The 11,875-nt window shown below is 72.8% G+C and carries 9 protein-coding genes; 2 read left to right on the top strand and 7 right to left on the bottom strand.

The features are described 5' to 3' along the window. Positions 1-89: 89 nt before the first annotated feature. On the bottom strand, positions 90-2,486 hold the full coding sequence (locus ABZ855_RS14120) for a serine/threonine-protein kinase (protein WP_360806088.1): 2,397 nt from the start codon (positions 2,484-2,486) through the stop codon (positions 90-92). Positions 2,487-2,717: 231 nt separating this feature from the next. Further along, positions 2,718-3,437: a VOC family protein gene (locus ABZ855_RS14115; RefSeq protein ID WP_360806085.1), complete on the bottom strand. Its 720-nt coding sequence runs from the start codon at positions 3,435-3,437 to the stop codon at positions 2,718-2,720. A gap of 180 nt (positions 3,438-3,617) precedes the next feature. Here ABZ855_RS14115 and ABZ855_RS14110 point away from each other — a divergent pair, with 180 nt between their 5' ends. After that, on the top strand, positions 3,618-4,265 hold the full coding sequence (locus ABZ855_RS14110) for a TetR family transcriptional regulator (RefSeq protein ID WP_360806082.1): 648 nt from the start codon (positions 3,618-3,620) through the stop codon (positions 4,263-4,265). Positions 4,266-4,386: 121 nt separating this feature from the next. Here ABZ855_RS14110 and ABZ855_RS14105 read toward each other — a convergent pair whose 3' ends face one another. Together ABZ855_RS14105 and ABZ855_RS14100 are read right to left on the bottom strand one after the other, a co-directional pair. After that, entirely contained in the window at positions 4,387-4,917 is a 531-nt protein-coding gene (locus tag ABZ855_RS14105) for a nitroreductase family deazaflavin-dependent oxidoreductase (protein ID WP_360806079.1), read from the bottom strand. After that, positions 4,917-6,122 (bottom strand): acyl-CoA dehydrogenase family protein, encoded by a 1,206-nt coding sequence (locus ABZ855_RS14100; RefSeq protein WP_360806076.1) that lies wholly within the window; start codon positions 6,120-6,122, stop codon positions 4,917-4,919. The genes ABZ855_RS14105 and ABZ855_RS14100 overlap by 1 nt, the downstream gene beginning before the upstream one ends. A 113-nt stretch (positions 6,123-6,235) precedes the next feature. Between ABZ855_RS14100 and ABZ855_RS14095 the strand changes: the two genes are divergently transcribed. Further along, on the top strand, positions 6,236-7,408 hold the full coding sequence (locus ABZ855_RS14095; protein WP_360806073.1) for an acetyl-CoA acetyltransferase: 1,173 nt from the start codon (positions 6,236-6,238) through the stop codon (positions 7,406-7,408). A gap of 73 nt (positions 7,409-7,481) precedes the next feature. Here the strand turns inward: ABZ855_RS14095 and ABZ855_RS14090 are convergent, their stop codons facing one another. From ABZ855_RS14090 to ABZ855_RS14080, 3 genes are read right to left on the bottom strand one after another with little or no spacing between them, the layout of a single operon-like run. Then, entirely contained in the window at positions 7,482-9,311 is a 1,830-nt protein-coding gene (locus ABZ855_RS14090) for an alpha/beta fold hydrolase (RefSeq protein ID WP_360806070.1), read from the bottom strand. Further along, positions 9,308-10,681, bottom strand: a complete 1,374-nt coding sequence (locus tag ABZ855_RS14085) for an MATE family efflux transporter (protein WP_360806067.1) — start codon at positions 10,679-10,681, stop codon at positions 9,308-9,310. Before ABZ855_RS14085 ends, ABZ855_RS14090 begins: the two co-directional genes overlap by 4 nt. An 11-nt stretch (positions 10,682-10,692) precedes the next feature. Then, positions 10,693-11,841 carry a SagB/ThcOx family dehydrogenase gene (locus tag ABZ855_RS14080; protein ID WP_360806064.1) on the bottom strand — a complete coding sequence of 383 codons (1,149 nt, stop codon included), beginning with the start codon at positions 11,839-11,841 and terminating at the stop codon, positions 10,693-10,695. Between the last annotated feature and the right edge of the window lie 34 nt (positions 11,842-11,875).

Genomic DNA, 11,875 nt, shown 5'->3' with positions numbered 1-11,875 from the left:
GGGGCGCGGGGAACTGCGCGACAAGCCCCCACCGCCCCGCACCCACCACCACAACCCCCAACACCCCCGGGAACGGCGCGGAGCGGGCCTCACCCGTTCCGAGCCGTCCCCGTCCCCTTCTCCGCATCCAAGGCGTACACGCACCGATCCTTGCTGCACGCATACACCACGCCATCCTTGACCACCGGCGCCCCGGTGATCTCCCCACCCGTCGCCAGCTTCCATCTCAGGCGACCGTCGTCGGCCTTCAGCGTGTACAGGAGATGGTCCGTGGACCCGAAGTGAATGCGCCCCTCGGCCACCGCCGGCGCGCCCACGATGTCCCCGCCCGCCTGGAACCGCCATTTGGGGGTACCGGTGACCGCGTCGAGCGTGTAAAGACCCTTGCCGCTGCCGACGTGCACATGCCCGGCCGCGACCAGCACCGGCTCGATCGAGGCCCGCGACTCCGTCGCGATCCGCCATCTGTCGCGGCCGTCCGCCGCGTCGAGGGCGTACACCGTGCCGAGGTAGTCGGCGAGGTAGATCCCGCCGCCGGTGACCGCCGGGCCGGGCGCGAAGGTGGGCGGGGAGAGGAAGACCGCCGGGGCCTCGAAGTGCCAGCGGACATGGCCCCCGGCGACGTCGATCGCCAGGACGCGGGTGCCCGCCGAGACGTACACCTGGCCGTCGGGACCCGGCGTCAGCCGTACCGGGACGCCGCCGCAGGAGGTGGCGTCGCCGATCGGGTAGGACCAGCGCTCGTCACCCGTACGGGCGTCCAGGGCGCGCAGGCGGGCGTCCTGCCACAGGAAGACCGTGCCCTCGTGGACGTGGGGGCCGGCCTCCGGGGACTCGAAGTCGGTCTGGGCGCCGGTGTGCTCCCACAGCTTCTGGCCGGTGGCCGCGTCCCAGCCCTGGACGCCGCCGCCGCGCGTGCCGGTGACGACGATGCCCCGGTCGGCCTTCAGGGAGTACACCCAGGCGTCGGTGGACAGGCGCCACAGGTCGGTGCCCTCGCGGGCGTCGAGGGCGAAGAGGGTCGGGCCGTCGGAGGCGTGGATACGGCCGTCCGCGACCGCCATCGACCAGGCGACGTCCCTCGTCTTGAAGCGGCGGCGGCCCGTCATCACGTCCAGCGCGTGCACCTCGAAGGAGGTGACGTACACGAGGTCACCGGCGACGGCCGGTTTGCCCCAGACGTCGTTCGACATGCGGAAACGCCAGGGTCGCCAACCCGCCGGGGACTCCGGGGGCAGCGGCGGGGCGACCGGCAGGGGGTTCGGGTCGGCGCCGTTGACACCGGGCCGGGGCCGCGACCAGGAGGCCACGAGGCCGGCCTCGGGCGGCGGCGCCTGTACGGCGGCGGCGCGGGCGTCGGCGACGCGCGGACCGGGGCCGATGGGCACGGGCGCGCCGGCCAGCCGTACGGGGCCGGTGTCGGGCGCTCCGGTCGGCAGGGCGGACGGCATGGGGCCGGGCGGGAGACCGGGCACCCCCGACACCGGACCGCGGCCGAAGCCCGGCGCCGGGTCGTGGGACGGGGGCGGCGGGATCGCCGGCCGTCCGCCGCCACCTCCACCGCGTCCGCCGGACGACTGCGGCGCCGGACGGCCGCCCCGGCGCTGCTCGATGAGGGTCACCGCCCGCTCGGGCAGCCACGCGGACGCCGTACCGCTGTCGTCGGAGCCGGAGCCGAACAGATGGGGGGCCAGCTGCGCCTGGAGGTCGGCTGGGTTGGGGCGGTTGGTCGGCTCCATCTGCATACAGGATTCGATGAGCGGCCGGAGTTCGTCCGGGAGCCCTTCGAGGTCCGGGCCCTCCCGCAGGAGCATGAAGACCGTCTCCACCGGGTTCGCGCCGTGGAAGGGGGCGTGTCCGGTGGCGGCGAAGACCAGCATGGAGCCGAGCGAGAACACGTCGCTGGCGCCGGTGACGCTGCGCGAGTCCTTCGCCTGCTCGGGGGACATGTAGGCGGGCGTACCGACGGCGACGTTCGTCATCGTCAAACGCGTGTTCGAGACGCCGGACGCGATACCGAAGTCGATGACCCGGGGGCCGTCCTCGACCACCAGCACGTTGGACGGCTTGAGGTCGCGGTGGACGAGCCCCGCGCCGTGGATGGACTGCAGCGCCTCCGCGACCCCCGCCGCGAACCAGCGCACCGCCTGCGCCGGCATCGGCCCGCACTCGTTGACGATCTCCTCGAGGGAGGGCGCGGGCACATACGCGGTGGCCAGCCACGGTACGGCGGCACGCGGATCGGCGTCGACGACGGCGGCCGTGTAGAACCCGGAGACGGCCCGCGCCGCCTCGACCTCACGGGTGAAGCGGACCCGGAACAGCTGGTCCTCGGCGAGCTCCGTACGGACCGTCTTGATCGCCACGCGACGGCCCGAGGCCGAGCGCGCGAGATAGACCAGCCCCATGCCGCCGGCACCCAGCCGTCCCAGCACCTCGAACGGCCCGATCCGCCGCGGATCGTGCTGCGTCAGCTGATCCACCACTTGCCTGCCACCTCCCCGTACGAGCCGCGTCACCCACATATGTACGCGACCTCGTGCAGCGTCTCACCACCGCCACCGCGTTGGCGGCACGCACCCCGATTGTTCCTGGCCGGAGCACAGGTTGCGAACTCGGGTCCGGAACGGGGTGTCTCCCCATAACCCCGGGCAAACCACACCTCACGCCGGGCCTCTGACACCGGCGTACGCCTGCCCGCACCCGCTCCCAGCGGCTCATTTTCGGAGGAGTGCGAAGGACGCTCCCTGATTGTCCGTGACGACCGCCACATTCCCGTACGAAGTGTCGAAGGGCGGTACCTGGACACGGCCGCCGATCCGGTTCACCGTTCCGAGCGCCGTGTCCATGTCCGTCACGGCGAAATGGACCAGGAAATGCGGCGGCATCTCGGCCGGGAAAACCTCCTCGACGGCGGCCCGCCCGAAGTCGGGGACCGCGTCCGGGCCGAAGAGCGCCTCGTGGAAGAGGTTGCCGTAGAAGGCGTTGGCGACGGCCGTGTCCCGGGCGTACAGCTCGGCCCAGGCGAAGGTGCCGGGCACGTGACGGCGGCCGAATCCGGGATGCTCACCGGCCTGCCAGAGGCCGAACACGGCCCCCTCGGGGTCGGTGGCCAGCGCCATCGTGCCCAGTTCGCCGACCGGAACCGGCGCGGTGATCACCTGCCCCCCGGCCTCGTGGATCCGGGCGACGAGGGCATGGACGTGGGGCGTGGCGAAGTACACCGTCCAGACGGTGGGCATACGGCCGTCGGCCTTGTGGGCGAGAGAGGCGACGGGTTCGCCGTCGCACAGGGCCTGGGTCAGGCCGTCCTTCTCCTGGAAGGACCACCCGAAGAGCTCACCGTAGAAGCGCTTGCCCGCGTCGACGTCAGGCAGCTGGGCGTCCAGCCAGCACGGGACGCCCTCTGTGCGGGCGGATGCCCTGTTTTCGGCCATACCGTCAAGCTAACGGTCCTTCACGCATCCCGCAGAGCAGCCGCCCGATCCGGACACGCGACAAGCCACAGGCTCCCCTCACCGCCCTCCTGTACGCCTCTCACCTCCCCGTCTTCTCCCCCGCACCCCATTTGCAGTCGGCCGAATCGCGCTCCGATCACCCCTCGGTAAGCTGACGGCATGACAGGACAAGTGCGTACCGTCGACGGCCGCGTGGCCGGTCGGCGTGGGCAGGCGACCCGGCAGAAGCTCCTCGACTGCCTCAGCGAGATGCTCAGCTCCTCCCCTTACCGGGACGTCAAAGTCATCGATGTCGCCCGGAAGGCGGGGACTTCGCCCGCCACCTTCTACCAGTACTTCCCGGACGTCGAAGGCGCCGTCCTGGAGATCGCCGAGCAAATGGCCACCGAGGGCGCGGGGTTGACCCAGTTGCTCGCGGACCGGTCATGGGTCGGCAAGGCCGGCTGGCAGACCGCCCAGGAACTCGTCGACGGGTTCCTGGAGTTCTGGCGCAGGAACGACGCGATCCTCCGGGTCGTCGATCTGGGCGCCGCCGAGGGCGACAAGCGGTTCTACAAGATCCGCATGAAGATCCTCAACTCCGTGAACAACTCCCTTACGGACACGGTCACCGAGCTACAGGCCAAGGGCAAGGTCGACAAGGACGTCAACCCCGCCGCGATGGCCGGCTCCCTCGTCGCGATGCTCGCGGCGGTGGCCTCCCACCAGCGGGGCTTCCAGACCTGGGGCGTCAAACAGGCCGAACTGAAGCCGAACCTGGCCCTGTTGGTCCACCTGGGCGTGACCGGCAGGAAGCCGACGAAATAGCCCGAGCCCCTTTTATCCCAGGTCCGGTGGGCCCACCCAGGCCCAAGTCCTGTCACACAGGCGGTGGTTCACCAAGGTGAGCCACCGCCTGTCGCGCATCGGCGACCGGTTCGGCACGCGCTCATCGCCGTACGATCCGGAAGATCCGTATCTCCCGCTCGACCCGCGCCTGATACGTCGCGTACGGCGGCCAGAACGCGAGCAGTGCCTTCCAGGCGGCCTCCCGCTCCTCGCCCGCCAGCAGCCGGGCCCTGACCGGGATGTCCTCCCCTTTCCAGCTGACCTCGGCGTCCGGATGGGCGAGGAGGTTGGCGGTCCAGGCGGGATGGCCGGTACGCCCGAAGTTGGACCCGATGAGCAGCCAACTGCCCCCGCTCCCGCTGCCCTCGCTCCCGCTGCCCGCGCCCTCCGCCCCTTCCGCACCCTCCGGCATACAGGCGAGCGGAGTATGCCTCGGCTGCCCGCTCTTCGCCCCGCGCACCGTCAGTACGACCCCGGGCAGCAGTTGGGCGCTGAGCAGCACCTTTCCCCTGGTCAGCCGGTGTACGGCCCGGTCGAGCGCGGGCACGACGTGCGGGGCGATCCGCGCGAAGGCCGGGGCCGAGGACACCTTCTGGACCGCCTTCACGACTCTCGCCGCTGTCACGGGCATCAGACCGCCACCTCTCCGGTGTCGAAGAGCCGCGCGGCCTCGGCTGCGTGCGCACGAAGCCGGTGCACCGGCCCGAACAGCAGCTCGTCGCCGGCGGCGCGCTTGAAGTACAACTGCGCCTCGTGCTCCCAGGTGAAACCGATGCCACCGTGCAGCTGGATGCCCTCGGCGGCGGCGGTACGCAGGGACTCGAGGGCCTGGGCGAGAGCAAGCCCGCCAACTCGCTCCCCCTCGAGGCCGGTTGGTTGCCCGGAGGCCGCCCACGCCGCGTAGTAGGCGGCCGAACGGGCGGCCTGGACCTGGACGTACACATCGGCGAGCCGGTGCTTGACGGCCTGGAAGGAGCCGATCGCCCGCCCGAACTGCTCACGCCGCTGGGCGTGTTCGACGGTCAGCTCCAGTATCCGGTCGGCGGCCCCGACGGCCTCGGCGGCGAGCACGGCGGCGACGGCGTCTCCGGCGCGGACGAGGGCGCCGCCGACATCGGCCTCCTCGTCGCCCAGCAACTCGGCAGACACGTCCCGGAGTTCGAGCCGTGCCTGCGAGCGGGTGGCGTCCAGCGAGGTCTGCCGGGTGCGGACCAGGCCGGGGGCGTCGCCGGGGACGAGGAAGAGGAGGGTGCGCGAGCGGGCGTAGCCACCGGCGTGCGCGGCGACGAGCAGGAGCCCGGCGCTGTGTCCGTCGAGGACCTGCCCGACCTGCCCGTACAGCCGCCAGCCGTCCGCCCGTCGAGCCGCCTGCACACCGCCGGCCCGGCCTCCCCCGGCCCAGTCGCGGCGGGGTTCGCCGGTGAGGGAGAGGACGGTGGCCAGGTCGGTGCCGGGGACGGCGAGGGCGGCGGTCAGGGCGCCGGAGGCGATGCGCGGGAGGAGGTCGGCGCGCTGGGTGCCGGTGCCGAGGACGGTGACGAGAGGGGCGACCAGTACGGCGGTCGCGAGCAGCGGGGAGGGTGCCAGGGCCCGGCCCAACTCCTCTGCGGCAAGGGCGAGTTCGGTGGCCGACGTGTCGCCGACCCCGCCGTACGCCTCGGGCAGGGCGAGCCCCGGCAGGCCGAGGTCCGCGGCGAGGGCCGCCCAGAGCGCGGGGTCGTACCCGGCCGGGGTGTCGACGGCGGCCCGTACGTCACCGGGCGAGCACCGCTTGCGGAGCAGTTCGCGGAGGGTACGGCGGATGTGGTCCTGCTCGGGGGTGAAACGGGTGTCCATGGCCTGCCCCTCCTGGGCGTCCGCGGCGCCCGTCCAGCGGGATCTGACGGTTCGTCATATTAGGGCGGACGCACCCTGCCGCACAGGGCTCCAACTGATATACCGTCAGATTCATGGTGAGCCGGAAGGTCGCGATCGTCGGAGTGTCCCTGTCGGACTGCGGCCGGGTGGACGACGTCACCCCGTACGCGCTGCACGCGCAGGCCGCCCGGCGGGCGCTCGCGGACGCGGGGCTCGGCCGGGAGGTGGTGGACGGTTTCGCGTCCGCGGGTCTCGGCACGCTGGCCCCCGCCGAGGTGGCCGAATACCTGGGCCTGCGCCCCACCTGGGTCGACTCCACCTCGGTCGGTGGTTCGACCTGGGAGGTCATGGCCGCGCACGCGGCGGACGCGATAGCGGCGGGCCACGCCAACGCCGTACTCCTCGTCTACGGCTCCACGGCCCGCGCCGACGTCAAGGCGGGCCGTCGGACCGGGAACCTCTCCTTCGGCGCGCGCGGCCCCTTGCAGTTCGAGGTCCCGTACGGCCACACGCTCATCGCCAAGTACGCGATGGCCGCCCGCCGCCACATGCATCAATACGGCACGACGATCGAGCAGTTGGCGTCGGTGGCGGTCCAGGCGAGGGCGAACGCGGCACTGAACCCGGAGGCGATGTTCCGCACGCCGATCACCGTCGACGAGGTGCTCGACGGTCCGATGATCGCGGACCCCTTCACCAAGCTCCACTGCTGTCTGCGCTCCGACGGGGGCGCGGCGGTACTGCTGGCGGCCGAGGAGTACGTACGGGACTGCCGTACGCGCCCGGTGTGGATCCTCGGGACGGGCGAGCACGTCTCGCACGTGAGCATGTCGGAGTGGGCCGACTTCACGGTCTCCCCGGCGGCGGTGAGCGGACGGATCGCCTTCGAGCGGGCGGGAGTCCGGCCCGACGAGATCGACTTCGCGGAGATCTACGACGCGTTCACCTATATGACCCTGGTGACGCTGGAGGACCTCGGCTTCTGCGCGAAGGGCGAGGGCGGGGAGTTCGTGGACGCCGCGAAGGGCCGCCTGCAGGTGGCGGGCGGCGAGCTGCCGGTGAACACGGACGGGGGCGGGCTGTCCGCCCAACACCCGGGAATGCGGGGGCTGTTCCTGCTGGTGGAGGCGGTACGGCAGTTGCGCGGGGACGGGGGTGCGCGGCAGGTCCGTACGGCCGCGGGAGGGCTGCCGGAGCTGGCGGTGGCGTCGGGCACCGGGGGCTGGTTCTGCTCCTCCGGGACGGTGGTGCTGGGCCGGGGGTGAGCCGGCGCCCGTGGGAAGCCGTCAGCGGTTCATCTCATGAGCCGAAGCTGGTCCCGGGCTGTTCAGAAGGCGATCACGGGCCTGCGGGGACGATGCCGAGGTGTTGGGTCAGGAAGGACGAGAGCGCCTGCTGGAAGGCCCGCTTGCCGGGGCCGCTGCGCACGGCGTGGCCGTCGTTCGGCAGCACCAGTTCGTCCACCTCGCCGCCGACGGCACGCCGTAGCCGTACGAAGTCCTCGATGCCCGCCGCGTCGATGCGGGGGTCGTTCGCACCCCGGACGACGAGGGCCGGGCCGGTCATCGTGTCGACGCGGTGGAGCGGGGAACGTCGTCGGAGCTCGTCCCGGGACAGACGGGACCAGCCGATCTGCTTGTCCCACAGAGGGCGCATGCGCCGCCAGTACGGGGAGTCGGCCCAGGTGTCGGAGGCGAGGTCGACGAGGGGGTTCACGGCGACCGCACAACGGAAGCGGGGGTCCGTGAGGGCGAGGAGAGCGGCGTAACCGCCGTAGGAGCCTCCGTAGGCGGCGATGCGATCGGGGTCCCCGAGGCCTCGGGCGACCATGTCGTCCACCGCGTCGTAGAGGTCCTGCTGCATACGGCCGCCCCACTCGGCGTCACCGAGGTCGCGGAAGTGACGGCCGTAACCGCTGGAGCCGCGGTAGTTGAGGCGGAGGACCGCGATGCCTTCGGCGGCGAACCGACGGGCCTCGGGGTCGTGGCGCCACACGTCGTGGCTCCAGGGGCCGCCGTGGATACGGAGGAGCAGGGGAGGAGGGGTGAGGGCGTCCGGCGGCTGAACGGGGAACGTGAGGTACGCGGTGAGGGGGAGGCCGTCGGAGGCGGTGAGAGGAAGGTGTTCGGACCGGATGCCGCCGGTCCGCGCGGAGGTGGTCCGCGCGGAGGTGGGGTCCAGTGGGGTGTGCCGGGTCAGCGGGGTGGCTGTGGCGCGCCGGCGGTCGTAGACGTGGTGGCGGGGCGGGCGGTCGGGGTGGTGGAAGGCGAGCAGCCAGTGGCGGTCGGCGAGGTCGCGGCCGAGGAGTTCGAGGTCGCCGGTGTCGAGGGCGGCAGCGGTGTCCAGGTCGCGACGGTAGGCGGGATCGGCGCAGGTGTAGTGGCGGCGGGCAGCGTGGTGGAGGGTGGCCTGGGCGGTGCCGTCGGGGGCGAGCCATGCCGTGGCGACGTCGTACGGGGGCGCGGCGAGCAGGGTGCGCAGACGACCGTCGCCGGGGTGGACGGCGGCGACCCGGACCGCGTCGGCCCGGTACGCGGTGAGCAGCAGCACCTCGCCGGACGACGGGTGGACGCCGAGCAGTCGGGTGTCCGGCGCGTCCTCGAGAGGGAACGTGGTCAGCGGTCGCCAGTCGTGGCCGTCGTCCGTGGCGAGCAGGCTCAGGGTGCCGTCAGGGTGTCCCACCAGGCAGGCCCGACAGGCCAGTTCGCTGTCGAAGGCCCAGTCGCGGGTGCCGTCGGGGCAGACGGCGACGCGCCGTCCGGCGCCGTGCGGGTCCTCCGCTTCGTCCGGGCCGCCCAGTGGGACGTACCACGGGTGCAGCCCCCGCTCTCCACGCCGTCGAACGGCCGTGACCACACCGTGCGGGCGGGCCGGTGCGGTCCACAGGCCACGCACCTGCACGGTGCCGTCCGGGGAGAGCGGGCGCGGCGGGAGCGGCGTGCCGGAGAGACGGAGGCCGTGCAGTGTGAAGTGCTCGCGGCCGGAGGTCTCTGTGATCAGGAGCAGATGGGTGCCGTTGGGGGACCAGGCCAGGGAGTGGACGGCACCCGGCGGAACACCCAGGACGGGGCGGACAGTGCGGGTGGCCGTGTGCGTCACCGTCACCAGACCGTCCGCGTCGGCGTACGCCACCGACGTGCCGTCCGGGGACAGTACGGGGGCGCTCACGCGGCGGCCGCCAGGGCGCGACGGGCCGCGCGTTCGGTGAGAGCGGCCCGGACCAGCCAGTAGCCGGCCACGCCCGTGAACGCTCCGGTCAGTCCCCAGCCGGCGCGCACAGCCAGCCAGGCGAGCGGCAGTTGGACGGCCCAGGAGGCGACGGTGTTGGCCACCATGTCGGAGCGGGTGTCGCGCAGCGCGCGCAGGGCCGCCGTGTTGCTCACGGTCAGCGCGACCAGCGGCAGGCTCACCGCGACCAGCAGGGTGCCGCCCACGGCGGCGGAGACGACGGCCGGGTCGCCCGTGAACAGCCACAGCACGGGGCGGGCGGTGACGGCCAGGACGCAACCGGCGAGGGTGAGCGCCCCGGCGACCAGAATCCGGTTGGCACGCCAGGGGTCACGGATCGCCGCTGACCGAGGCACGCCTGCCGCCTCTTCGCCACCCGCCGCCCGGGACATCAGCACTCCCGCCGCGGCCGAGAAGGAGTTGGACAGCATGAAGATCAGCAGGACGAGCTGGAACACCACCCGGGAGGCGGCCAGGTCGGTGACCGACAGGAGGCCGATCGCGGCGAAGAAGGCGAAGGAGGCAAGGTAGTCGACGGTCATGGACACCATCGCGGGCCAGGCCAACTGCCAGGAGCCGCGTGCCTCGACCGGGTCCCAGCGGGTCGTACGCAGGGTGCCGAGCCAGTCCCACAGCCCGGCGCGGCGGAGCAGGACGAGCTGGAGGACGTTGGCGCAGAGGAGGGCGAGGGTGATGCCGAGGCCGTTTCCGGCGGCGCCCAGGCGGGGGAACGGGCCGATGCCGTAGGTCAGCAGCCAGCTCGCGAGCAGGTTGACGGGTACGGTGACGCAGTTGGTGAGGAGGGTGAGGCGGGTCCGCTTGGCGGACTGGAGGGTGATGGTGTTCAGCGCGGACAGTACGGCGAGGGGAAGGCTGAGGGCCCGCGCGCGCAGATAGGCGACACCCGCCGTGACGGCCACCGGGTCGTGGAGGGTGAGGGAAACCAGCGGCCGAGCGGTGAGGATCAGAGCGCAGGCCACGACCACGGCGGCGACTCCGACCGGCCGCAGGGCCGCGTGCAGGGCCCGTACGGCCGCGGCCCGGTCGCCGCCGCCGAGGTGGTGGGCACAGCTCACCTGATAGCCCGTCACCCCGGCCAGCAGTACGCCGAGGGCCAGCTCCACGACGACGATCGCCCCGGCGACACCGGCCAGCGCGGCCGAGTCGTAGTGACCGGTCAGCGCGAGGCTGATGACGTCACCGGCCCGCGCGACGGACGCGGCCAGCACGGCGGGCAGCGCCAGCTCCAGCAGGGGGCGGGCCTGCTCGCGTACCCAGGAGGAGCGGGGGGCGGTGGGCAGGGCGGTCATGTGACTCTCCGTCAGTCGCCGGAGCCGGAGCCCGGGCGCCCGGAGCCGCGGCGCGGATCGGGGCCCATGGTCAGGGTGTACACGGTGGCCTGGCGCACCGGGTCGAGGCAGAGCAGGTCCTGGATCAGGCCGTCCCGTACGGCCGGTGTGACCAGGGTGCCCAGGCCGTGCGTGTCGGCGAGCAGCAGCAGCTTCTGGGCCAGGTGCCCCGCCTCGATGTACAGGTTGCGCAGGGCGCGTTCGTGCCGGTAGCGGAACTGGTACTGCTCGAAGTCAGCCACCATGACCAGCGTCCAGGCGGCGGTGAGCGGCCAGGGCGAGCCGTAGAAGACGTCCCGCATCGCCGGCCGGTGGTCGCCCGGCCGGATCTCGATCAGCTGCGCGTCGGCGTCGGCCCCGGGCGCGTCGAGGGCTTCGAGGTCCAGCAGCCAGGCGGCCTGGTCCAGCCCCTCCACGTTGTACGTCAGGACGTAGAAGTCGAAGGCCGTGCCGAAGGAGCGCAGCAGGTCCCGCGGGTCCTCCTCGCCGCGCCGCCGCTGGTTCTCGGCGACCTTCGCCAGGCTGGTGCGCAGAATGTGGGAGAGGGCGCCGGCCGGGGTGGGGCGGGGCAGGTAGCTGCGTACCGAGCGGCGGGACAGCAGCGCCGCGCCGAGGGCCCGGTCGGTGTCGCCCGGGACCGGTTCCGGCAGCGGCACGCGACGGCCGCCGTCCGGGCGGATCCGGGGCGGGAGGGCGGCCGCACCGCCGTATTCGGTGAGCAGTCGTCGGCGGGCGGCCATGGCGTCGGGCCCGGAGTCGGAGTACGGCAGATCGCGCGAGACGAGGTGGTACTCGAGGGAGGGCCGCCACTTACGGCTGTGCCAGAACTCGACCAGCCGGCCATCGGGCTGGTCGGCGGCCGCGCAGTCGGTCATCCAGGATGCCAGGGCCCCGGCCTCGTCCGGTGGGGCTCCTTCGGCGACCGTACGGGCCAGGGTGCGCCGGTCGACGTAGGAGCGCCGTCTGCTCGCGAGCTCCTGGACATGCAGGCCGTCACGAGGGCTGAGCCCGCCGCCGATACGGAGGAGCGGGGGGATGGCGGGTTTGGCGGACTCGGCCGACTCGGCGGACTCGGCTGACTCGGCGGACGAAGGGGTGGGGGCGGCAGGCGTGGTGGTCACGACGCGGATTTCCTTTCGGGGTGGTGTCGGCCTC

This window comes from Streptomyces sp. NPDC047042 (assembly GCF_040644035.1).
Classification (GTDB): Bacteria; Actinomycetota; Actinomycetes; order Streptomycetales; family Streptomycetaceae; genus Streptomyces.
This window is presented reverse-complemented; position numbering and strand designations above follow the sequence as displayed.